The following is a 22884-nucleotide window of genomic DNA, read 5'->3' on the forward strand; positions in this document are numbered from 1 at the left end:
GGCGGGACGGAGCCCGACGACGTTCGAGGTCAGAGGGCGTCAGATGGGCCCCGGAGCCCACCATTCAGGGCCATTCGCACCGTCCCCCGTACGGCGGATCCATCCCTTCGGGGGCAGTAGCGGCGCGTTGGGCACCCTCCCCGCGCGACCCCAAATAGCGTCCAGTAGGGTTTGGTCCGCATAAACATCCAAACCCCTGCCTGCGTCAGGGCCGGCGACCGACCCGAACACGGCCGCGGCCGGCCGCGCGGGCCGAGACTCTCGGGAAGGCGCTACGTGAGTCCCTACGGCTCCGACCGCTCGCCGCGGCGCCCGATGCGGCGGAAGCTGCTGCAGGCGCTGACTGCGGGCGTGGTCCTGGCGACCGCCACTGGTTGCTCGTATACATGGAAAGACTTCCCCCGCCTCGGAATGCCGACTCCGGTAACCGAGGAGGCGCCGCGCATCCTCTCCCTGTGGCAGGGATCCTGGGCGGCCGCGCTCATCACGGGCATCCTGGTGTGGGGCCTGATCGTCTGGAGCATCATCTTCCACCGGCGCAGCCGGACGAAGGTGGAGGTCCCGCCGCAGACCCGGTACAACATGCCCATCGAGGCGCTGTACACCGTGGTCCCGCTCATCATCGTCTCGGTGCTCTTCTACTTCACCGCGCGTGACGAGTCGAAGCTGCTCGCCCTCTCGAAGCCGGCGCACACGATCAACGTGATCGGCTACCAGTGGAGCTGGGGCTTCAACTACATCGAGAACGTCGACGGCGACGCGGCGACCCCGAAGGCGGGTGCGACTCCCAAGGAGCTCGCCAACATCCCGGACCGCTTCACCAAGGACTTCCCGGCGGGCGCCGAGGGCGTCTACCAGAAGGGCGTCCCCGGCGACCAGAACCCGCAGACGGGCAACCCGGGGCCGACCCTGGTCCTGCCCAAGGGCGAGAAGGTCCGCTTCATCCTGTCGTCGAACGACGTGATCCACTCCTTCTGGGTGGTTCCCTTCCTGTTCAAGCAGGACGTCATCCCGGGCCACACCAACGTCTTCGAGGTCGTCCCGTCCCAAGAAGGCACCTTCATGGGCAAGTGCGCCGAGCTCTGCGGCGTCGACCACTCCCGGATGCTCTTCAACGTCAAGGTCGTCTCGCCCGAGAAGTACCAGGCGTACCTGAAGGATCTGGCGGAGAAGGGTCAGACCGGCTTCCTTCCGGCCGGCATCAAGCAGACCGACCCGGCCCGGAATGCGGAGACGAACAAACTGTGAGCATCCTCAACGAATCCCAGGGTGCCGCCGCAGCTGACTCGTACGAGAACGAGCTGCCGGTACGGCGCAAGCAGCCGGGCAATGTCGTCGTGAAGTGGATGACCACTACCGACCACAAGACCATCGGCACGATGTATCTGGTCACGTCGTTCGTGTTCTTCCTCATCGGCGGTCTCCTGGCGCTCTTCATGCGCGCCGAGCTGGCCCGTCCGGGCACGCAGATCATGTCGAACGAGCAGTTCAACCAGGCGTTCACGATGCACGGCACGATCATGCTGCTGATGTTCGCGACGCCGCTGTTCGCCGGATTCGCGAACTGGATCATGCCGCTGCAGATCGGCGCGCCCGACGTGGCGTTCCCGCGGCTGAACATGTTCGCGTACTGGCTGTACCTCTTCGGCTCGACCATCGCGGTGGCCGGCTTCGTGACGCCGAACGGCGCCGCCGACTTCGGCTGGTTCGCCTACTCCCCGCTGTCGGACGCGGTCCGCTCGCCGGGCATCGGCGCCGACATGTGGATCATGGGTCTGGCCTTCTCGGGCTTCGGCACGATCCTCGGCTCGGTCAACTTCATCACCACGATCATCTGCATGCGCGCGCCCGGCATGACGATGTTCCGCATGCCGATCTTCACCTGGAACGTGCTGCTGACCGGTGTCCTGGTCCTGCTCGCCTTCCCGGTGCTGGCCGCCGCGCTCTTCGCGCTGGAGGCCGACCGCAAGTTCGGTGCGCATGTGTTCGACGCGTCAAATGGCGGCGCCCTGCTGTGGCAACACCTCTTCTGGTTCTTCGGACACCCAGAGGTGTACATCATCGCGCTGCCGTTCTTCGGCATCGTTTCCGAGATCATCCCGGTCTTCAGCCGCAAGCCGATGTTCGGTTACATCGGTCTGATCGCCGCGACGATCGCGATCGCCGGCCTCTCCGTGACCGTGTGGGCCCACCACATGTACGTCACGGGTGGTGTGCTGCTGCCGTTCTTCTCCTTCATGACCTTCCTGATCGCGGTACCGACCGGTGTGAAGTTCTTCAACTGGATCGGCACCATGTGGAAGGGCTCGCTGTCCTTCGAGACCCCGATGCTCTGGACGATCGGCTTCCTGGTCACCTTCACCTTCGGTGGTCTGACCGGCGTCATCCTGGCCTCGCCCCCGATGGACTTCCACGTCTCCGACTCGTACTTCGTCGTCGCGCACTTCCACTACGTCGTCTTCGGCACCGTGGTGTTCGCGATGTTCGCCGGCTTCCACTTCTGGTGGCCGAAGTTCACGGGCAAGATGCTGGACGAGCGCCTCGGCAAGATCACCTTCTGGACGCTGTTCATCGGCTTCCACGGCACGTTCCTGGTGCAGCACTGGCTGGGCGCCGAGGGCATGCCGCGTCGTTACGCGGACTACCTCGCGGCCGACGGCTTCACCGCCCTGAACACGATCTCGACGATCAGCTCGTTCCTGCTGGGCATGTCGATGCTGCCGTTCATGTACAACGTCTGGAAGACGGCGAAGTACGGCAAGAAGATCGAGGTCGACGACCCGTGGGGCTACGGCCGTTCGCTCGAGTGGGCGACGTCCTGCCCGCCGCCGCGGCACAACTTCCTCACCCTGCCGCGGATCCGTTCCGAATCCCCGGCGTTCGACCTGCACCACCCTGAGATCGCGGCCCTCGACCACCTCGAGGACCACAGCGTCGCCACCAAGGCCGTCACCGGTGGCAAGGAGGCCGGCAAGTGAAGATCCAGGGCAAGATGTTCCTCTGGCTCTCCTTCTTCATCCTGATCATGGCCGTCGTGTACGGCGTGTGGTCGAAGGAGCCCGTCGGAACCACCGCGCTCTTCCTGGCCTTCGGCCTGAGCGTCATGATCGGCTACTACCTGGCCTTCACGGCCAAGCGCGTGGACGAGATGGCCCAGGACAACCTGGAGGCCGACGTCGCCGACGAGGCGGGCGAGCTGGGGTTCTTCGCCCCGCACAGCTGGCAGCCGCTCTCGCTGGGCATCGGCGGTGCGCTCGCGTTCATGGGCGTCATCTTCGGCTGGTGGCTCATGTACTTCTCGGCCCCGATCATTGTGATCGGCCTGTGGGGCTGGGTGTACGAGTACTACCGCGGTGAGAACCAGAACCAGTAGGACCGGCAGCACCAGCAACACCGACGCACCCGTCGCGAAGACCGGTATCGGCGTCGGACCCGGGGCCCGGACACCTCTTCGGAGGAGTCCGGGCCCCTCGTTTGCAGTCACCCCGCGCGCCGTAATAGTCATATCTTCATAGCGTTGGTCCCATGAAGCACTCACCGCGTCTTTGGACGGTACTCAGCTGCTCCCTGCTGGTCGCGTCCCTCGGGGCCGGCGCCACCGCATGCGGGTCCGGCGACAACCCGCTGTCAGCCCGCCCGTACGACGCGGGCGATCAAGTCGCCTTCAACCAGGCCACCGGCGGTCGCCCGGTGGACCCCGACAAGCCCCTCGAAGTCACCACGAAGGGGGGTGAGGCACGCATCACCGACGTCACGGTCGTGGACACCCACGGCCGCCGCCTGGCGGGCGAACTCTCCGCCAAGGGGGACCGCTGGCACAACACGGTCCCGATGGCCGCGGGCGTCCGCTACACGGTCACCGTCAGCACCGAGAACGGGAAGGGCGCTCCAGGGCAGCGCACGATCTCTTTCGACACCACACCGGCCAAAGGTGTCCTGCAAGTCGAATTCGGCCCGGACGCGGGCAAGTACGGCGTCGGACAGCCCCTCACGGCCGAACTCAGCGAACCCGTCAAGGACAAGGCCGCCCGCGCGATCGTCGAACGGGGCCTGCTCGTCTCCGCACCCGCCGGCGTCGAGGGCGCCTGGTACTGGGTCGACGACAAGAAGCTCCACTACCGGCCCAAGGACTACTGGCCCGCCAACACCGAGGTCTCGGTACGGAGCAACCTGGAGGGCGTCAAGATCTCCGACCACCTCTACGGGGCCGCGGCCAAGCCGCTGAAGCTGGAGATCGGCGACCGCGTCGAGGTCACCACGGACGCCTCCTCGCACTACCTCACGTTCAGGCGCAACGGAGAAGTGATCAACACCATTCCGGTGACCACCGGGAAGCCGGGCTTCTCCACCCGCAACGGGGTCAAGGTGGTGCTCGGCAAGCAGTACTTCGTCCAGATGCGCGGCGACACCGTCGGCATCGGCGGCAGCGAGTACTACAACCTGCCCGTCTACTACGCCACTCGCGTCACCTGGAGTGGTGAATACGTGCACGCCGCGCCGTGGTCCGTCGGCTCCCAGGGCTACGAGAACGTCAGCCACGGCTGCACCGGCATGAGCACCGGCAACGCCGCCTGGTTCTACGAGAACATCACCGAGGGCGACATCGTCAGGGTGATCAACAGTATCGGCGACGACATGGACACCTTCGGCAACGGCTACGGCGACTGGAACATGGACTGGAAGGAATGGCGCGAGGGCAGCGCCCTCCTCAAGGGCACCCAGGACGGCCGCACCCCCGTCGACCAGGCCCGCCTGCGGCCCACCGTCTGAGGTCCACCGTCCGAGCCGGGGCCCCGTGCGGGCCTACGAGAACCCCGTAGGCCCGCGTACGCCCCGTCAGGCGGCCGTCAGGCGGCCGTCAGGCGGCCGAGGACGACAGACGGGAGCGCAGCAGGGCCGCCAGGGCGTCCGCGAACTCCACCGGGTCCACCGGAAGGGTCACGGCGGCGTCCGCGCGGCTCCAGGTGGCCAGCCAGGCGTCCTGGGGGCGCCCCATCAGCAGCAGCACCGGGGGACACCGGAAGATCTCGTCCTTGATCTGCCGGCACACGCCCATGCCCCCGGCCGGAACCGCCTCGCCGTCCAGCACGCACACGTCGATGCCGCCCGCGTCCAGTTCCGTCAGGACCGCCGGCAGCGTCGCGCACTCCAGGAACTCCACCGGCGGCAGGTCCGCGGCCGGCCTGCGCCCGGCCGCCAGCCGCACCTGCTCCCGGGTGCCCGCGTCGTCGCTGTAGACCAGAACCCGCGCAGTCGCCCGCATTTCGTTCCTCCACGTGTCACGTGAATCACGTTGATGTTGCGCGGGATGCTACTCCTCCCGATGCGCTGTCAACATCGGTTCGCACAGCCTCGTACGAGACGCTCATGGGGACATCTGATGGGCCGTTCGGGCCTTGCACACGCCCCGGACACTCCGAACGGCACCCCCCGGGGTGAGGGCGGGATAAGCGACCGACATAATGTCGGTCGTGGCGACAGCAACGACAGTAGATACCGGGCACGCGCACCCGACGGTCAACCGGCCGAACCTCGTCAGCGTCGGAACCATCATCTGGTTGAGTTCCGAGCTGATGTTCTTCGCGGCCCTCTTCGCGATGTACTTCACCCTGCGATCCGTGACAGGCGCCGAGTACTGGACAGAACAGGCTTCATTCCTGAATCTGCCCTTCTCGGCGACGAACACGACGATCCTGGTGCTCTCCTCGCTCACCTGCCAGCTCGGCGTATTCGCAGCCGAGCGCGGTGACGTGAAGAAGCTCCGGACGTGGTTCATCATCACGTTCGTCATGGGTGCGATCTTCATTGGCGGCCAGGTGTTCGAGTACACCGAGCTGGTCAAGCACGAGGGCCTGAGCCTCTCGTCCGGTCCGTACGGCTCGGTGTTCTACCTGACCACCGGCTTCCACGGGCTGCACGTGACGGGCGGTCTCATCGCCTTCCTGCTGGTCCTCGGCCGGACGTACGCGGCCAAGAGGTTCACCCACGAACAGGCCACGTCGGCCATCGTCGTGTCCTACTACTGGCACTTCGTCGATGTCGTCTGGATCGGCCTCTTCGCCACGATCTACCTGATCAAGTAGCGAACACGTCACCGGGCCAGACCCGGCACTCCATCCAGACACACCGACGCAGAAGATCCTGACACCGGGGTAATCCGTGAAAAAGCTCTCCGCACGACGACGCCATCCGCTGGCGGCGGTCGTCGTTCTACTCCTCGCGCTGGCGGCCACTGGGGGGCTGTACGCCGCCTTTGCTCCCGCGGGCAAGGCGCAGGCCGATGAAACCGCCCAGTCCCTCGCCATCGAGGAGGGCAAGAAGCTCTACGCCGTGGGTTGCGCAAGCTGCCACGGAACCGGCGGTCAGGGTTCCACTGACGGCCCCAGCCTGGTCGGCGTCGGCTCCGCGGCCGTCGACTTCCAGGTGAGCACGGGCCGCATGCCCGCCCAGCAGCCCGGCGCCCAGGTGCCGAAGAAGCCGAACATCTACACCCAGGCGCAGATCGACCAGCTGGCCGCGTACATCGCCTCCCTCGGCGCCGGCCCGGTCGTGCCGACCGAGAAGCAGTACGACCCGGCGGGTGCCGACATCGCCAAGGGTGGTGAGCTGTTCCGCAACAACTGCGCGCAGTGCCACAACTTCACCGGCGAGGGCGGCGCGCTGACGAACGGCAAGTACGCCCCCAACCTTGAGGGCGTCGAGCCGAAGCACGTCTACGAGGCCATGCTCACCGGCCCGCAGAACATGCCCTCCTTCCCGGACAGCACCATGCCGGAGAAGCAGAAGAAGGACATCATCGCGTACATCCAGAACGTGAACGGCGAGAAGTCGGTCAGCCCTGGCGGCCTGAAGCTCGGTGGCCTCGGCCCCGTCTCCGAGGGTCTGTTCGGCTGGATCTTCGGTCTGGGTGCGCTGATCGCTGTCGCCGTCTGGGTCGCGGCCCACACCGCTAAGGCCAAGAAGTCATGAGTAGCCAAGAGATTCCCGAAGAGAAGCACCTGCCGAGTGAGCAGGGCGACGCGCACCACGGTGCCGTAGCGGTCGCGGACGACCCGTTCGCCGACCCGGGCCTTCCGGTCCACAAGCCGCGCATCCAGGACATCGACGAGCGGGCGGCGAAGCGTTCCGAGCGCACCGTCGCGATGCTGTTCACGCTGTCGATCCTGGCCACGGTCGCGTTCATCGCGTCCTACGTGGTCATCCCGGTCAGCAAGATCGTGTACATCTTCCCCATCGGGAAGGTGAGCGCGCTCAACTTCGCGCTGGGCATGACCCTGGGCACGGCCCTCTTCTGCATCGGCGCGGGCGCGGTCCACTGGGCCCGCACCCTGATGTCCGACGTCGAGGTCGCCGACGACCGTCACCCGATCGCCGCTTCGCCGGAGGTCAAGGCGAAGGTCATGCAGGACTTCGCGGACGGCGCGAACGAGTCCGGCATCGGCCGGCGTCCGCTGATCCGCAACACGATGCTGGGCGCGCTGGCCGTGCTGCCGCTGTCCGCCGTCATGCTCCTGCGCGACACCGGTCCGATGCCCGAGAAGTCGCTCCGCACGACGCTGTGGGCCAAGGGCAAGCTGCTCATCAACCAGAACACGATGGAGCCGCTGCGTCCCGAGGACGTGCTCGTCGGTTCGCTCACCTTCGCCATGCCGGAAGGCCTGGAGGAGGATCAGCACGACTTCCAGGTCCAGATCGGCAAGGCCGCCCTGATGATCGTCCGCATCAAGCCGGAGGACATCAAGGACAAGCAGGAGCTGGAGTGGTCCCACGAGGGCATCGTGGCCTACTCCAAGATCTGCACCCACGTCGGCTGCCCGATCAGCCTGTACGAGCAGCAGACGCACCACGTGCTCTGCCCGTGCCACCAGTCCACCTTCGACCTCTCCGACGGCGCCCGTGTCATCTTCGGCCCGGCCGGTCACGCGCTTCCGCAGCTGCGGATCGGCGTGAATGACGAAGGCTTCCTCGAAGCGCTCGGCGACTTCGAAGAGCCCGTCGGTCCTGCCTTCTGGGAGCGCGGATGAGCACTGCCACTGAGTCCAAGACGGCGCGCAAAGCGCCCGCCGGCGAGCGCGTAGCGGACTGGGCGGACGGCCGCCTGGGCATCTACAGCCTGGCCAAGTCCAACATGCGCAAGATCTTCCCGGACCACTGGTCCTTCATGCTGGGTGAGATCTGCCTCTACAGCTTCATCATCATCATCCTCACGGGTGTGTACCTGACGCTGTTCTTCCACCCGAGCATGAACGAGGTCGTGTACCACGGCTCGTACGTGCCGATGCAGGGCGTCCTGATGTCCGAGGCCTTCGCCTCGACGCTGGACATCAGCTTCGACGTCCGCGGTGGTCTGCTCATCCGGCAGATCCACCACTGGGCCGCGCTGATCTTCGTCGCGGGCATGGTCGTGCACATGATGCGCGTCTTCTTCACCGGCGCGTTCCGCAAGCCGCGTGAGGTCAACTGGATCTTCGGCTTCCTGCTGCTGGTCCTCGGCATGTTCACCGGTTTCACCGGTTACTCGCTGCCGGACGACCTGCTGTCGGGCACCGGTGTCCGCTTCATGGAGGGCGCGATCCTGTCCGTGCCGGTCATCGGCACGTACCTGTCGTTCTTCCTCTTCGGCGGAGAGTTCCCGGGCGGCGACTTCGTCGCGCGGTTCTACTCGATCCACATCCTGCTGCTGCCCGGCATCATGATGGGCCTGCTGGTGGCCCACCTGATCCTGGTCTTCTACCACAAGCACACCCAGTTCGCGGGTCCCGGCAAGACGAACAACAACGTCGTCGGCATGCCGCTGCTGCCGGTCTACATGGCCAAGGCCGGAGGCTTCTTCTTCCTGGTCTTCGGTGTCATCGCGGCCATCGCGGCCATCGCCTCGATCAACCCGATCTGGGCGCTCGGCCCGTACCGCACGGACCACGTGTCCACCGGTGCGCAGCCCGACTGGTACATGGGTATGCCGGAAGGCCTGATCCGAGCCATGCCCGGCTGGGAGATCAACCTGTGGGGCCACACGCTCGTCCTGGGCGTGTTCATCCCGCTGCTGCTCTTCCCGCTGGTGCTGGGCTCGATCGCCGTCTGGCCCTTCATCGAGTCCTGGGTCACCGGGGACAAGCGCGAGCACCACATCCTGGACCGCCCGCGCAACGTCCCGACCCGTACGGCCTTCGGTGTCGCCTGGATCGCGGAGTACATCGTCCTGCTGATCGGCGGTGGAAACGACATGTTCGCGCAGTACTTCCACCTCTCGATCAACTCGATCACCTGGTTCGTCCGGATCGGCTTCTTCGTCGTCCCGGTCCTCGCCTTCATCGCCACCAAGCGGATCTGCCTCGGCCTCCAGCGCCGGGACCGGGACAAGGTGCTGCACGGTCGCGAGACCGGCATCATCAAGCGCCTGCCGCACGGTGAGTTCATCGAGGTCCACGAGCCGCTCTCGCAGGACAAGCTGCACACGCTCACCTCGTACGTCACCTACGAGCCGGTCGAGATCGGCCCGACGGTCGACGAGAACGGTGTCGAGCGCAAGGTGAAGCTCGGCGAGAAGCTGCGCGCGAAGCTCAGCAAGGGCTTCTACGCCGAGGGCAACCAGATTCCGAAGCCCACGGTGGAGGAGTACAAGGAGATCCAGAGCGGCCACGGCCACCACTGATCTCCCGTTCGGCCGCTTGATCGAATGAGGGACTGATTTCGGTCAGTCCTGGTGTCGCCACGGCGAGAGCCCCGTCCAGTGTCTGGGACGGGGCTCTTTGCCGTCTCCGTGGCTGGATAGGCTGAAGCCGTTCCCATTCGACGACGGAATCCCCGATGAGCAGCAGGAGCGGACCATGAACGTTGTGACCCCGGCAGGCGGCGACAGCGTGGCGGCCCGTGGCTGGCCGGGCGTTCTCGACGCCCTGCTGACCGGCCAGGACCTGAGTGCGGACGACACCGCCTGGGCCATGGACAAGATCATGCGCGGGGAGGCCACCGACGCCCAGATCGCCGGCTTCACGGTCGCGCTGCGGGCCAAGGGGGAGACGGTCGCCGAGATCAACGGCCTCGTACGGGCGATGTACGAGCACGCCAACCTGATCGAGGTGTCGGGCCCGACGGTGGACATCGTCGGCACCGGCGGCGACGGGGCCAAGACGGTGAACATCTCGACGATGTCGGCGATCGTGGTCGCCGGTACCGGCGCCAAGGTGGTCAAGCACGGCAACCGGGCCGCGTCCTCCGCGAGCGGGGCCTCGGACGTCCTGGAGAAGCTCGGCGTCAACCTCGACCTCACCCCCGCGCGGGTCGTCGAGGTCGCCGAGGAGGCCGGCATCACCTTCTGCTTCGCGGTGAAGTTCCACCCGGCGCTGCGGCACGTGGCGGGGGCGCGCAAGGAACTGGGCATCAGGACCACCTTCAACGTCCTCGGCCCGCTGACCAACCCGGCGAAGGTCAGGGCGCAGGCCACCGGCGTGGCCGACGCCCGGATGGCCCCGATCGTGGCGGGCGTGCTCGCCGAGCGGGGCTCCTCCGCGCTGGTCTTCCGGGGTGACGACGGCCTGGACGAGCTGACCACGACCTCGACCTCGCGGGTGTGGTGGGTCCGGGACGGCAAGGTCTCGGAGCAGGCCTTCGACCCGCGGGACGTCGGCATCGCCCTGGTCGACGTGTCGGAGCTGCGCGGCGCGGACGCCTCGTACAACGCGGATGTCGCCCGCCGCCTCCTCTCCGGCGAGACGGGCCCGGTCCGCGACGCGGTCCTGCTGAACTCGGCGGCGGCCCTGGTCGCGCTGGACCCGGGCACCGGCACCCTGGAGGAGCAGCTCGCGGCGGGCATCACCCGCGCGGCGGAGTCGATCGACTCGGGCGCGGCCCGCGCGGCGCTGGAGCGATGGGTGGCGGCTAGCAACGCCTAGCGTGCGCCGCTGTCCGGGGGGCGTGGCCTCCCGGACCCGGCCCCGCGTGTCGACGGCCGGAGGCCGGCGCAGCCGGGCGAAGCCCGCGAGGCCGCCCGCGGCCGAGCGGTGCGAGCACGGCGTGGAGAAGGCGGCGGTGGGTGGCGGCGAGCAACGCGTAGCGTGCGCGCAGCGCGCAGCGCGCCTGATTCCGATTGATCGTTTTCGGCCAAGACCCCGGTCCGCCATTCGGACCGGGGTCTTGCGTACGGGGGATCATGTGGCAGGATGCTGGACAGGTCACGAGTGACAGCGTTTAGGCCCCGGCTTGCTGTCCGGCAACCCTCCTTCCGTGGCGGGGTGCCCCGGGTGATGACCAGGTCGTAGGCAGCGAGGTCTACGGCAAGCGCGGATCCCTCGACACCAGGGGTCCTGGTCTCTCGAGGAGCGTTTTCCGTGAGCAAGCGAATGCGATAGGGCGACTCCGCCCCTTCTTCAACCCTCGGATCAGGGTCACTTCCGTGTACCCGCCTTCGTCCGAGGACTTCCCGTACCCCGGTCGGCCGCCGAGCCGTACCCGCGTCGCGTACGGGCACACCGAAGCCATTCACCCCTGCCTGCCGGGAGATTCCGCCATGTCCGCATCCCTGAACGCCGCTGCCGCCACCGCCGTCGCCGCCACCGCGACCACCGCCGCCACCGCCGTCGCAACCGCCGTCGACCCCGCCTGTGCCGAGCCGCTGCCGGTCCTCGGCCGGGACGTCACCGTCCCGCTCGTCACCGGCGGCGAGGTCACCTACGCGGCCCTCGACTACGCGGCCAGCGCCCCGGCGCTCCAGCGGGTCTGGGACGACGTGGCCGCGTACGCCCCGTACTACGGCAGCGTGCACCGCGGCGCCGGCTACCTCTCGCAGCTCTCCACCGACCTCTTCGAGCAGAGCCGCGTCACGGTCGCCGAGTTCCTCGACTGCCGCCCCTCCGACCAGGTGGTCTTCACCCGGTCCACCACGGACTCCCTGAACCTGCTCGCCGCCGTGCTCCCGGCCGACTGCCAGGTGTTCGTTTTCGAGACCGAGCACCACGCCTCGCTGCTGCCCTGGACGAACGCGCAGGTCACCTACCTCAACGCGCCCCGCACCCCGGACGAGGCCGTCGCCACCCTGGAGCGGGCGCTGGCCGACCGGGACCCCTACGGCCCGGCCCTGGTCTGCGTCACCGGCGCCTCCAACGTCACCGGTGAGCTGTGGCCGGTGAAGGAACTCGCGGCGGCCGCGCACGCCCACGGCGCGCGGATCGTCCTGGACGCCGCCCAGCTCGCTCCGCACCACCCCGTCTCCGTACAGGACCTGGACGTGGACTGGGTCGCCTTCTCCGGGCACAAGCTCTACGCCCCCTTCGGCTCGGGCGTCCTCGCCGGCCGCGCGGACTGGCTGCGTGACGCCGAGCCGTACCTCGCGGGCGGCGGCGCCTCCCGCAAGGTCGCCCGGCGCGAGGACGGCGGCGTGGACGTCGAGTGGAACACCACCGCCGCCCGCCACGAGGCCGGCTCCCCGAACGTCATCGGCGTCTACTCCATCGCCTCCGCCTGCAAGGCCCTGACCGAGGCGGGCTTCGATGCCCTGGTCGCCCGGGAGCGCCACCTCATCGCCACGGTCCGCGAGGGCCTGGCCGATGTCCCGGCGGTCCGCGTCCTGTCCCTCTTCGGGGACGACGCCCCGCGCGTCGGCGTCATCTCCTTCGTGGTGGACGGCTGGAACAGCTCCCACTTCGCGGCGGCGCTCTCCGCCGAGTACGGCATCGGCGTGCGCGACGGCCTTTTCTGCGCCCACCCCCTGGTCCGCACCCTGCTGGGCAGCGAGCCCCAGGCCCAGGGCGAGTGCGGAGCCCCGGAGGCCGCCCCGGGCGAGCGCTCCCTCAACGCCATCCGCGTCAGCTTCGGCGCCGGCACCCCCGACGAGCACGTGGCCCGCTTCGTCCGCGCGGTGAAGGAACTCGTCGCGGACGGCGCGAAGTGGCAGTACCGCACGGAAGAGGGCCGCTGCGTCCCGGCGGTCTGAGCTTGCTGTCCGCCTCAATCGCCGGCGGGGCGGGGTCCCGCCCGGGTGCGGGGTGTGAATCGACTCCCCCCGCACCCGGGCGGGGTCTTGCATGCCGGGGGGAGCGGGGGCGCGCAGGGGCGTCCCCGCAGGACGAGCGCGCAACCACGGCTGAACGCCGTGACGAGGCTTGGTGCGCGAGCCGAGGAGACGTCCCGGAGGGACCCCGCGGACCGGGCCGGCGGTCAAGACCCCGCCCGGGGGGCGAACCCAGCCCCGCCGGCGCTTGAGGCGCACCGGAGCCAGGGCCGCGCAGCGGAGGGGCAGGGGGCGAAGCCCGGGGCGTACCCGCAGGCCCCGCGGGAGGCGCTACGCGTCGAGGCCGATCGCGAAGGCCGCTTCCAGGTCGTGCTGGGAGTACGTACGGAACGCCACGTGCGTGTCCGTCGCCTCGACGCCCGGGATCTTGCTGATGCGGCCCGGGATGATGTCCGCCAGGTTCTCGTGGCGGGCCACGCGGACCAGCGCGATCAGGTCGTACGTCCCCGTGACGGAGTAGACCTCGCTGACGCTGTCCAGCGCGGCGATGGACTCGGCGATCTCGGGGATGCGGTCCACGCTGGTCTTGATGAGCACGATCGCGGTGATCACGGCTGGCTGTCTCCCTCGGTGGCCGTCGCTGGTCGCCTCACTCTAAGACTTGATCCGTAAGTCACCAAAGGTGAGCTGAGGATTGCAGCCGGGGCGGCATCCGGGCTTTCCGGCGTGGTCACGCACGGTGCGTGTGTCATCCGGGGTCGCTCGGGGCCGCTTTCCGGCGGTTCGGTGAGCAGAGGTCCCGCGCTGGGGCGGGACTGCCACGTGACCAGCGCCCCGAGAGGTGTTCTGGCTCGCTGCGGTTGACTCACACAGGGCTTCTTCCAGCCCAGTCGAGAAGATGATCTGTGCGTGCCGGGACATCGTGGTGTCCAGGTACGCGGTCTTGGGGTCGTCCACGTCGGTGAGGCGGACGAACGCGGCCAGCGCGGCGGACACGAGGTCACGCTTGCCGACGAGGCCGCACGCGATGCACTTGTGCTCACGGTCCCGCAGCGTCTTGTTGACCCGCTCTCCGCACAGGCAGTGCTGTGACAGGGCGGTGGACCAGGTGGAGGCGCGGACGAGCCGTCCGCCTGCGGCCCGGCACTCGCGGTCGAGCGCGGCGATGAGCAGGCCGGGTGTGGTCCGGGAGAGGCGTTTGCCCCACAGCCGGTACCAGCTGCGGATGTCGCAGTCCTCCGCGACGAGCACGGCGCCGTGGACGGCGATGATGTCGCGAGCCACGCTGCGGGCGCGGTGGCGGCGGTGCTCGGCGATGGAGGCGGCGTGTTCGGCCTGTCGGGTGCGCAGCTCCCGGTAACCGGCCGAGAGGCGGTCACGGCGGTACGCCTGCTTCGGTACCCCATTGGACCGGGCTGCGCGGGCACCGCCCGGAACCGTCACCGCCTTGGGCTGTGCCTCGTACACCCAGCCGCCCGGCGCACCCGCCTTCCGGCGGCGGACGAGATCCACCTTGTGCCAGCGGCCGGGGGTGGAGAGGAAGTGTTCGACACGGGCGTACTGGCCGGGCTGCTGTGGCATCCGTACCGGGAGCACAAGGTCACCCGCGCCGGAGTCAGGTCCGCCCGCGAAGACGACGGCGAGGGGGCCGGTGTGGTCCCACCACGTCGCCTTCCGCATCAGCGGTTTGCCCGATGGGGAGGTCTTGCCAGTGGGCACCGTGCCGGAAGGCAGCTCGGGCTTGGACATCCGCCGGGGCGGCATCAACGCGTGCTGCCCGCCGTTTGTGTAAGCCATGACGTGCCCGCGGAGAGTGCCGACGAGGCGGAAGGTCTCCCACTTCTTCCCAGTGGTATGGGAGCGGGCGCGTCCGGCGCTCAAGGGCCTCACGGGAGAGGCCGAGACGCTGCCGTACGGCCTTCGCCCCGTGCTCGCCGCGTTCGTGCTTGGCGGCCCAGTACGCATCGACCTTGGCGCGGGCGTCCTTCCGGACGGCTCGCTTGATGTTCCACATCGCGCCGAAGAGCTTGCCCAGCCGGGCGAGGTCGGCGGGATCGGTGACGGCCAGCGGCAGCACCATCACCGACACCATCCCGTCATCGGGTTTGGTCCACTTCGGGGCTTTGTTCTTTCCTCGGAACTTGCGTGCCTGGGCAGCCTGCATCGTCGTCACCTCCCGTGATGAAATTAGCCGACAATGGCACGCTGCGTGACTGGTTCGCTACAACTTGAACAGCGGTCGCGTCGACTTCAACACGATCAACGACGCCGCCTGCGCCGTCACCGCCTTCCACAACATCGAGACCGGCTACTCCTGGACTACGGAACACCTCTCGGCGGTACGCCGATAGCGCGCCCACGCGTACAGGAAGCCGACCGAGAAGCCCACCAGGTGGGCCAGGTAGGCGACCCCCGGCCCGCTGCCCGCCCGGTGCGCCGCCACCCACTGGAGGGCGAACCAGAACAGCAGCACGATCCACGCCGGGAACCGCAGCGGCAGGAAGAACAGGAACGGGAACAGGCTCGTCACCCTGGCGCGCGGCAGCAGGTACAGGAAGGCGCCCAGCACCGCCGAGATGGCCCCCGACGCCCCGACCAGGGTCTGCGAGGACCCCGCGTTGGCCGCCGCGTACGCCGCCAGGGCCACGTACCCCGTACAGACGTAGAAGACGAGGAACGCCGGGCGGCCCATCCGCTCCTCCGTCATCGCGCCGAAGACGAAGAGGAAGAGCATGTTCCCGAGCAGGTGCAGCCAACTGCCGTGCACGAACAGCGCGGTCAGCGGGGTCAGCCAGGCCCGGGGGGTGCCCGTGAAGAGCTCGTCCGGGATCACGCCCCAGCGCCGGAAGTAGTCCGTCCCGGCGGCCAGCAGCCCGTCGCCCGTCCCGTAGCCCGGGTTCAGCCCCGAGGCCGGGCTCAGTACGAACACCACCGCGCAGCCCGCGATCAGCGCATGGGTGACCACCGGTCCCCGGGCGGCCTCGCGAACGGCCTGCCACCTTACGATCATGTGACAGAGCATGACGCAACCAGGCCCACCTGAAGCGGTGGCAGGCCGTAGGGTTACGAGCTGCGGTCTCCCCGAACGGCGCAGACGGCTCAGCAGACGGCTTTAATTGAATCAGCTACAACAGCTACAGCAGCTTCAGCAGCTATGAAGGAGTGAGCGGCCTGATGACGGTTCCCCTGCCGACCGACACCACCCGGTGGCGCTGCACCCTGTGCGGCAACCTCACGCGTTTCGACGTCACCCGTTCGTCGAAGGTCGTCGAGTACGTCCACCTGGACCTCGCCGGGGAGCCGAAGGTCGAGGAGCGCGAGGTGGTCAATGAGACCATCGAGTCGGTCCGCTGCCGCTGGTGCAACGCGGTGGACCAGATCGAGCTCGTGGACAGGCCGGGCGCGGACTCCTGAGGGAGCCGCGCCCACAGGTAGATCACGGTAGGGGTGACGGATTGTGGAGCCAGCAAGCGGCGCTGAGCCGGCCGACGCGGCCGGCGACGCCGCCGAGGTGCTCGACCGCCCGCTGCCGGAAGGCGTGCGGCGCCGGGTCGTCGCGCTCGTCTCGGACGCCTTCGGCGGACTGACGGTCGCGGACCTTCCGGCGCAGCTGCGCCAGTACGCCCGGTTCACCCCGACCCGGCGCGCCAAGTTCGCGGGCAACGCCATGGCCGCGGCGGTCGAGACCGACCCCGTGTTCCGCGGCCGGGTGGCCGAGAAGCTGCGCGAGGCGCAGGCGGACCTGGCCGCCGCGCTGGAGTCCGGCGCCCCGCCCGCCGCCGCCGATCCGCTGGACGTGGCGGCCGCCGCGTACGTCCTGCGGCCGGTCGGCTGGGTCAAGCTGGTGGCCGCCGCGGGCGAGGAGGCGCAGCGCGCCGACGCCGAGCGGGTCGGCGAGGAGACCCGGCGCGAGCTGGACCGGCTCCGCGAGGAGCTGGCCCAGGTACGGGAACTGCAGCGCACCGGCGGCGAACAGGTGCGGGCCGAGCTGGACGAGGCCCGCAAGGAAGCGGAATCGCTTCAGCGCAAGCTGCGCAGCGCGCTCAGCGACGTCAAGCGCGGCGAGGCGGCCCTGCGCAAGGTGAACGCCGAGATCGACGGGATCCGCGGCGAGGCGGCCGCGCGGGTGGCCGCCGCCGAGAGCGAGACCCGGCGGCTCAAGTCCCGGCTGGCGGAGGTGGAGACGGCGCTGGAGACCTCGCGCCGGGCCACCCGCGAGGGACGCAGCATCGAGGACATGCGGCTGCGGCTGCTGCTGGACACCGTGCTGGACGCGGCGGCGGGGCTGCGCCGCGAGCTGGCGCTGCCGCCGGTGTCCACCCGCCCGGCGGACACCGTGGAGGCGGTGGAGCCGGGCCGGATGACGCCGAAGGACATCGCGGCGCGGGCCCTGTCGGAGACCGATCCGGCGCTGCTGGACCAGCTGTTGGCGCTGCCGCAGGCGCATCTGGTGGTCGACGGCTACAACGTGACCAAGACGGGCTATCCGACGATGCCGCTGGAGAAGCAGCGGCTGCGGCTGCTGGGCGGGCTGTCGATGCTGGCCGCGCAGACGGGCGCGGAGATGACCTGCGTCTTCGACGGGGCGGAACTGGCGGCCCCGGTGCTGCTCGCGCCGCCGCGCGGGGTACGGGTGCTGTTCTCCAAGGCCGGGGTGACGGCGGACGAGCTGATCCGCCAGCTGGTGCGCGCGGAGCCGCCCGGCCGGCCGGTGGTCGTGGTCTCCACGGACCGGGAGGTCGCCGACGGGGTGGCCGCCGCGGGCGCGCGGCCCGTGACGTCCGCTTTGTTGCTGAAGCGGCTTTCGCGCGTTTCGTAACTCCTCGCCTGAATGCCGGAATTGGCAGGGCTTGCAGGGAACGCATCGTCAAGTGCCCGGCACAGAGCGTGCGCTGTAGGTAAAGAACCTGGTCGGCGGCCGAGTTTTTTCCCGACAGGATTTGAACTGATCACAGATGGGTCACTAGGGTCTGCTCAAACCTTCGTGCGGTAGATCACTCATTCGGGGTGGCGGCGGAGGTGCTGCCGAGTTGCGTTCTTCGGCGGCTCTAGGAAGAAGGAGCTCGCCTTCGTGGCGTCCCACCGTCGACCCAAGCAGCCGAACCGCGCTCGTGTGACCGTACTGACCGCGACAGCGGCCGCGGCCGTCGTGCTCTCCGCCCAGGGAGCCTCCGCCGCTCCGGCGAAGCCGAGCAAGGACGAGGTCAAGTCCCAGGTCGACAAGCTCTACGAAGAGGCGGAGCAGGCCACCGAGAAGTTCAACGGGGCCAAGGAGCGCCAGGAGAAGCTCGAAAAGGAGATCGGGCAGCTCCAGGACCAGGTCGCGCGCGGCCAGGGCGACCTCAACGAGCTGCGCAGCACGCTCGGTTCGATGGCGAGCGCCCAGTACCGCAACGGCGGCATAGACCCGTCGCTCGCGCTCCTCCTCTCCGAGGACCCCGACAGCTACCTCGACAAGGCCTCCACCCTGGAGCACCTGAGCGGCAAGCAGGTCGAAGCGGTCCAGAAGATCCAGGCCAAGCAGCGCAGCCTCGCGCAGCAGCGCCAGGAGGCCGCGGGCAAGCTCGCCGACCTCGACGCCACCCGCAAGGAGCTCGGCGAGAAGAAGAAGGTCTCGCAGGACAAGCTCGCCGAGGCCCAGGCCCTGCTCAACACCCTGACCGCGCAGGAGCGCGCGGCGCTCAAGGACGAGGAGTCGCGCGCCAGCCGCAGCGACAGCAGCCGCGTCGACCTCGGCAACGTGAGCGCCTCCGGCCGCGCCGGTGCCGCCCTCGCCGCCGCGAAGACCAAGCTGGGCGGCGCGTACGTCTCCGGCGCCACCGGCCCGAGCGCCTTCGACTGCTCCGGGCTGACCCAGTGGGCCTACAAGCAGGCCGGCGTCACCATCACCCGCACCACCTACACCCAGGCGAACGACGGCACCCGCATCAGCCGCAGCCAGCTCCAGCCCGGTGACCTGGTCTTCTTCTACGGGGACCTGCACCACGTCGGCCTCTACGCCGGCAACAACATGACGCTGCACGCCTCCAACCCGCGCGGCGGCATCAAGTACGAGTCGATGGACAACATGCCGTTCCAGTTCGGCGTCCGCATCTGACGCTCCCTCGATGACGCACCGCACACCGCCCATCCGGGCGAATTGCGCGGACCCGCTCTGACCACACGCCCCGCCGGTGACCTGCGTCTCCGGCGGGGCGTCACTGTGTGTGCCCGCCGGCGGTCGTTGGTCGGTGCCCGGTGGCGCCGCTACTGTCTGCCAGCGCGGAACCCGGCACACGGCCGTCCACGGGGGGCGGACCCGGGCCCCGCACAGCGGAAGGGAGCGGTTTCACGTGGCATCCCATCGCCGGCCCGGGCTCGGCGGCCTCGACCGGAACACGAAGGTCACCGTCCTCACCGCCGCCGCGGCCGGCGCCGCGGCCGTCATGACGGGCGCACCCGCGGGCGCGGCCCCGGGCCTGCCGCAGGAGCCCTCGGGCGGGGTACGCGCCCAGGTCGACCGGCTCTTCGAGGAGGCCGAGCAGGCCACCGAGCACTTCAACGAGGCGGGCGAGAAGGCCGACAGGCTCCGCACGGAGGTCAGCCGGGCCCAGGACGCCGTCGCCCGCGGCCAGGAGCGCATCAACACCATGCGGGGCATCCTCGGCACCTTCGCCGGGGCCCAGTACCGCAGCGGAGGCATCGACCCCACCGTCGGCCTGATCCTGTCCGAGGACCCCGACGCCTACCTGGAGCAGGCCGCCGCCCTGGACCGGCTGACCGGCCGCCAGGCCCGCCAGCTCGACGAACTCCGCGAGGAGCAGCGCCGGCTCGGCCAGGAGCGCCGGGAGGCCACCCGCAAACTCGCCGAACTCGACGCCCTGCGCGCCGACGTGGCCCGGCACAAGCGCTCCGTCACGGCGAAGCTCGCGGCCGCCCGGCGGCTGCTCAACGCCATGCCCTCCGAGGAACGGGCCGACTTCGAGCGCGCCTCGCGCGCGGGCGGCCGCCCCGAAGCCCTGCCCGACCTTTCCTCCCTGGGACCCTCCTCCGGCCGCGCCTCGGCCGCCGTGATGGCCGCCCGGTCGGCGGTCGGCCGTCCGTACGTGTGGGGCTCCACCGGCCCCTCCGGATTCGACTGCTCCGGGCTGATGGTCTGGTCCTACCGCCAGGCGGGCGTCTCCCTGCCGCGCACCTCGCAGGCCCAGCGGTACGCGGGCCGCCAGGTCCCGCTGTCGCAGGCGCGCCCCGGCGACCTGGTGACGTACCGCTCGGACGCCAGCCATGTCGGCATGTACGTCGGCAACGGTCAGGTGGTGCACGCGCCCTACCCCGGCGCCCGGGTCCGCTACGACCCCGTCGGGATGATGCCGGTGTCCTCGGTGACGCGTCCCTGACCCGGGCCGTGCGTACGATCGGCTGATGCTCCCGGGTCGTCGTCTCGTACGCGTACTGCCGCTCCTGCTGTGCGTCCTGCTGGCCGGGTGCGCGGTACGGCCGGCCGACACGGCCGAGCGGGACGTCCGCCGGGCCGTGGCCGCGTGGTCGCGGACCGCGCCGGCGCAGCTCTCCGGGATCCCCGCCGAGGACTGGGCGTACGAGGTCGCCTCCGTGCGGCGGGACGGCGTACGGGCCCTCGTACGGGCGGAGCTGCGCTACCGGCTGGCCGGTTACGACGCGGCCCCGGCCGGCTCGGCGCGCGCGCTCGACCTGGTCATGGACGGCGGGAGCTGGCGGGTCCGCGCGGACCGGCCCGCTCCGGGCGCGCTGCCGCAGCTGTGGGACCAGGGGCCGGTGTCGGTGGTCCGGGGCGAGCACTCCCTGGTCCTGGGCGGCTCGGGCGCCCCCGACCTGGCCGCGATCGCCGCCGAGGCCGACCGGGCGGTGCCCGCGGCGAGCTCCGCGTGGCCGAAGCCGTGGGCGGGACGGGTCGTGGTGCTGGTCCCCGGATCCCTGGAGCGGATGGCGGAGCTGCTGGGCGGGACGGCCGACGCCTACCGGGGGCTGGGCGCCGTCACCACCGGCCGGGTGGGCGCCGGACCCGCCCCCGCGGACCGGGTCGTGGTCAACCCCGAGGGGTGGGCCGAGCTGGGCGGGGCGGGCCGGCGGATCGTACTGGCCCACGAGGTCACCCACGTGGCCACCCGGGCGGCGACCACCGCCACGACCCCGCTGTGGCTCTCCGAGGGCTTCGCGGACTGGGCGGCGTACCGGGGCGGCTCCACCACGCCGGCGCAGGGCGCCCCCGCGCTCGGCCGGGCCGTGCGGCGGGGCGAGGTGCCCGGTGGGCTGCCCCCGGCGGAGGCCTTCGCCTTCGGCGGCGACCCGGACGCGGTGGCCCGCGCGTACGAGGGAGCGTGGCTGGCCTGCCGGCTGATCGCGGACCGGTGGGGGGAGGCGGCACTGGTGCGGCTCTACGAGCGGGCAGGGCGCGAGCCGCTGCCGGTGGCGCTGGACGGGGCGCTGGGCGTGGACCTGCCCGGGCTGACGCGGGCCTGGCAGGAGGCACTGCGGGAGCAGCTGCGCTGAGGGCGTCCGGTACGTTGGCAGGCGATGCACAAGACGCTGATCGTGACCAACGACTTCCCGCCGCGACCGGGCGGCATCCAGGCCTTCCTGCACAACATGGCGCTACGGCTGGATCCCGACCGGGTCGTCGTCTACGCCTCCACGTGGAAGCACAGCGCGGAGGGCCGCGAGGCCACCGCGGCCTTCGACGCGGAGCAGCCGTTCCAGGTCGTGCGCGACCGCACGACGATGCTGCTGCCGACGCCGCGCGTGACGCGGCGGGCGGTGGGCCTGCTGCGCGAACACGGCTGCGAGTCGGTGTGGTTCGGGGCGGCGGCCCCGCTCGGTCTGATGGGCCCGGCGCTGCGGCGGGCCGGGGCCCGGCGGATCGTGGCGACCACGCACGGGCACGAGGCGGGCTGGGCCCAGCTGCCGGGCGCGCGGCAGCTGCTGCGGCGGATCGGCGAGGGCACGGACACGCTGACCTACCTGGGGGAGTACACGCGCTCGCGGATCGCCTCGGCGGTGACGGACCGGGCGGCGGCCCGGATGGTGCAACTGCCGCCGGGGGTGGACGAGAAGACCTTCCACCCGGAGTCGGGCGGGGCGGAGGTCCGGGCGCGGCTGGGACTGACCGACCGGCCGGTGGTCGTCTGCGTCTCCCGGCTGGTGCCGCGGAAGGGGCAGGACACGATGATCGAGGCGATGCCGCGGATCCTGGTGGCGGTGCCGGACGCGGTGCTGCTCATCGTGGGCGGCGGGCCGTACGAGGCGGACCTGCGGGCGCTGGCGGTGTCGGTGGGGGTCGCGGACTCGGTGGTCTTCACGGGAGCGGTCCCGTGGGCCGAGCTGCCCGCGCACTTCGGGGCCGGGGACGTCTTCGCGATGCCGTGCCGGACCAGGCGGGGCGGGCTGGACGTGGAGGGGCTCGGGATCGTCTACCTGGAGGCTTCGGCGACGGGCCTGCCGGTGGTCGCGGGCGACTCCGGCGGGGCCCCTGACGCGGTGCTGGACGGGGAGACGGGCTGGGTCGTCCGGGGCGGTGCCCCGAACGAGGCGGCGGACCGCGTCATCGCGCTGCTGCTGGACCCGGCCCTGCGGGCGCGCATGGGCGCGGCCGGCCGTGCCTGGGTCGAGGAGAAGTGGCGCTGGGACCTCCTGGCGGACCGCCTCCGGGCCCTGCTCTAGCGCCTCCGGCGGGGTCGGCCGCCACCCCGGCACACCTGCGGCGTGGCGGGGTCGGCCGCCACCCCGGCGCACCTGCGGCGCCGCTGCTGGGGCTCCGCCCCAGACCCTCCCCCAGACTCCGTCCGGGGGGACCCCCACGCCTCACACGCCGGCGGGGCTGAAGTGGTGCGGCGCCGCTGCTGGGGGCTCCGCCCCCAGACCCCCGCGGCGCCAAAGCCCGCGGGGGGGGGAAATTTTGGGCGGGGCGATAAAGCGACCCGCGC

At 70.1% G+C, this 22884-nt stretch carries 21 protein-coding genes and 1 riboswitch; of the genes, 17 read left to right on the forward strand and 4 right to left on the reverse strand.

The annotated features are described in order from the left end of the window. The first annotated feature begins 276 nt into the window (after positions 1 to 276). The 4 genes from coxB to ACGFYQ_RS03630 all read left to right on the forward strand — a co-directional run bounded on the left by coxB (position 277) and on the right by ACGFYQ_RS03630 (position 4770). On the forward strand, positions 277 to 1248 hold the full coding sequence (gene coxB / locus ACGFYQ_RS03615; RefSeq protein ID WP_393739475.1) for a cytochrome c oxidase subunit II: 972 nt from the start codon (positions 277 to 279) through the stop codon (positions 1246 to 1248). Beyond that, positions 1245 to 2978, forward strand: a complete 1734-nt coding sequence (ctaD, locus tag ACGFYQ_RS03620; protein WP_393739477.1) for a cytochrome c oxidase subunit I — start codon at positions 1245 to 1247, stop codon at positions 2976 to 2978. The genes coxB and ctaD overlap by 4 nt, the downstream gene beginning before the upstream one ends. Continuing rightward, on the forward strand, positions 2975 to 3373 hold the full coding sequence (locus ACGFYQ_RS03625; protein ID WP_266629969.1) for a cytochrome c oxidase subunit 4: 399 nt from the start codon (positions 2975 to 2977) through the stop codon (positions 3371 to 3373). The genes ctaD and ACGFYQ_RS03625 overlap by 4 nt, the downstream gene beginning before the upstream one ends. Before the next feature lie 152 nt (positions 3374 to 3525). After that, positions 3526 to 4770, forward strand: coding sequence for an Ig-like domain-containing protein (locus tag ACGFYQ_RS03630; RefSeq protein WP_393739480.1), 1245 nt, complete (start codon positions 3526 to 3528; stop codon positions 4768 to 4770). Positions 4771 to 4858: 88 nt separating this feature from the next. Here ACGFYQ_RS03630 and ACGFYQ_RS03635 read toward each other — a convergent pair whose 3' ends face one another. Next, positions 4859 to 5263, reverse strand: coding sequence for a hypothetical protein (locus ACGFYQ_RS03635; protein ID WP_215140598.1), 405 nt, complete (start codon positions 5261 to 5263; stop codon positions 4859 to 4861). A gap of 199 nt (positions 5264 to 5462) precedes the next feature. Between ACGFYQ_RS03635 and ACGFYQ_RS03640 the strand changes: the two genes are divergently transcribed. The 6 genes from ACGFYQ_RS03640 (at position 5463) to ACGFYQ_RS03665 (ending at position 12928) form a co-directional block, all read left to right on the forward strand. Next, positions 5463 to 6083 carry a heme-copper oxidase subunit III gene (locus tag ACGFYQ_RS03640; RefSeq protein ID WP_393739482.1) on the forward strand — a complete coding sequence of 207 codons (621 nt, stop codon included), beginning with the start codon at positions 5463 to 5465 and terminating at the stop codon, positions 6081 to 6083. Positions 6084 to 6159: 76 nt separating this feature from the next. Continuing rightward, positions 6160 to 6969, forward strand: a complete 810-nt coding sequence (locus tag ACGFYQ_RS03645) for a c-type cytochrome (RefSeq protein WP_393739484.1) — start codon at positions 6160 to 6162, stop codon at positions 6967 to 6969. Beyond that, positions 6966 to 8024, forward strand: a complete 1059-nt coding sequence (locus tag ACGFYQ_RS03650; protein WP_393739486.1) for a Rieske 2Fe-2S domain-containing protein — start codon at positions 6966 to 6968, stop codon at positions 8022 to 8024. The genes ACGFYQ_RS03645 and ACGFYQ_RS03650 overlap by 4 nt, the downstream gene beginning before the upstream one ends. Further along, positions 8021 to 9652 (forward strand): cytochrome bc complex cytochrome b subunit, encoded by a 1632-nt coding sequence (locus ACGFYQ_RS03655; RefSeq protein WP_393739488.1) that lies wholly within the window; start codon positions 8021 to 8023, stop codon positions 9650 to 9652. Before ACGFYQ_RS03650 ends, ACGFYQ_RS03655 begins: the two co-directional genes overlap by 4 nt. Positions 9653 to 9827: 175 nt before the next feature. Next, positions 9828 to 10892, forward strand: coding sequence for an anthranilate phosphoribosyltransferase (trpD, locus tag ACGFYQ_RS03660; protein WP_393739490.1), 1065 nt, complete (start codon positions 9828 to 9830; stop codon positions 10890 to 10892). A 277-nt stretch (positions 10893 to 11169) separates the two neighbouring features. Then, positions 11170 to 11286: riboswitch (SAM riboswitch) on the forward strand. A 220-nt stretch (positions 11287 to 11506) separates the two neighbouring features. Next, positions 11507 to 12928, forward strand: a complete 1422-nt coding sequence (locus ACGFYQ_RS03665; RefSeq protein ID WP_393739492.1) for an aminotransferase class V-fold PLP-dependent enzyme — start codon at positions 11507 to 11509, stop codon at positions 12926 to 12928. A gap of 348 nt (positions 12929 to 13276) precedes the next feature. Here ACGFYQ_RS03665 and ACGFYQ_RS03670 read toward each other — a convergent pair whose 3' ends face one another. Both ACGFYQ_RS03670 and ACGFYQ_RS03675 read right to left on the reverse strand, forming a co-directional pair. Next, a complete protein-coding gene (locus ACGFYQ_RS03670; protein ID WP_008738815.1) occupies positions 13277 to 13558 on the reverse strand; it encodes an Lrp/AsnC family transcriptional regulator in 282 nt (93 codons plus the stop codon). 42 nt (positions 13559 to 13600) lie between these two features. Beyond that, positions 13601 to 14743: a hypothetical protein gene (locus tag ACGFYQ_RS03675; RefSeq protein WP_393739495.1), complete on the reverse strand. Its 1143-nt coding sequence runs from the start codon at positions 14741 to 14743 to the stop codon at positions 13601 to 13603. 52 nt (positions 14744 to 14795) lie between these two features. Here ACGFYQ_RS03675 and ACGFYQ_RS03680 point away from each other — a divergent pair, with 52 nt between their 5' ends. Continuing rightward, complete coding sequence (locus ACGFYQ_RS03680; protein ID WP_393739497.1) at positions 14796 to 15128, forward strand: hypothetical protein; 333 nt, start codon at positions 14796 to 14798, stop codon at positions 15126 to 15128. A 126-nt stretch (positions 15129 to 15254) separates the two neighbouring features. Here ACGFYQ_RS03680 and ACGFYQ_RS03685 read toward each other — a convergent pair whose 3' ends face one another. After that, positions 15255 to 15956, reverse strand: a complete 702-nt coding sequence (locus ACGFYQ_RS03685; protein ID WP_393739499.1) for a rhomboid family intramembrane serine protease — start codon at positions 15954 to 15956, stop codon at positions 15255 to 15257. Positions 15957 to 16120: 164 nt separating this feature from the next. Between ACGFYQ_RS03685 and ACGFYQ_RS03690 the strand changes: the two genes are divergently transcribed. The 6 genes from ACGFYQ_RS03690 to ACGFYQ_RS03715 all read left to right on the forward strand — a co-directional run bounded on the left by ACGFYQ_RS03690 (position 16121) and on the right by ACGFYQ_RS03715 (position 22621). Then, positions 16121 to 16360 (forward strand): hypothetical protein, encoded by a 240-nt coding sequence (locus tag ACGFYQ_RS03690; protein WP_008738811.1) that lies wholly within the window; start codon positions 16121 to 16123, stop codon positions 16358 to 16360. Positions 16361 to 16400: 40 nt separating this feature from the next. Continuing rightward, positions 16401 to 17765 carry an NYN domain-containing protein gene (locus ACGFYQ_RS03695; RefSeq protein WP_393739740.1) on the forward strand — a complete coding sequence of 455 codons (1365 nt, stop codon included), beginning with the start codon at positions 16401 to 16403 and terminating at the stop codon, positions 17763 to 17765. A 252-nt stretch (positions 17766 to 18017) separates the two neighbouring features. After that, on the forward strand, positions 18018 to 19043 hold the full coding sequence (locus tag ACGFYQ_RS03700) for an NlpC/P60 family protein (RefSeq protein ID WP_393739501.1): 1026 nt from the start codon (positions 18018 to 18020) through the stop codon (positions 19041 to 19043). Between the two features lie 235 nt (positions 19044 to 19278). After that, complete coding sequence (locus tag ACGFYQ_RS03705) at positions 19279 to 20322, forward strand: NlpC/P60 family protein (RefSeq protein ID WP_393739503.1); 1044 nt, start codon at positions 19279 to 19281, stop codon at positions 20320 to 20322. A gap of 25 nt (positions 20323 to 20347) precedes the next feature. Next, entirely contained in the window at positions 20348 to 21454 is a 1107-nt protein-coding gene (locus tag ACGFYQ_RS03710) for a hypothetical protein (protein ID WP_393739505.1), read from the forward strand. A gap of 24 nt (positions 21455 to 21478) precedes the next feature. Further along, complete coding sequence (locus ACGFYQ_RS03715) at positions 21479 to 22621, forward strand: glycosyltransferase family 4 protein (protein WP_393739507.1); 1143 nt, start codon at positions 21479 to 21481, stop codon at positions 22619 to 22621. The last annotated feature ends 263 nt before the right edge of the window (positions 22622 to 22884 follow it).

This window comes from Streptomyces sp. NPDC048258 (assembly GCF_043201995.1).
GTDB lineage: Bacteria > Actinomycetota > Actinomycetes > Streptomycetales > Streptomycetaceae > Streptomyces.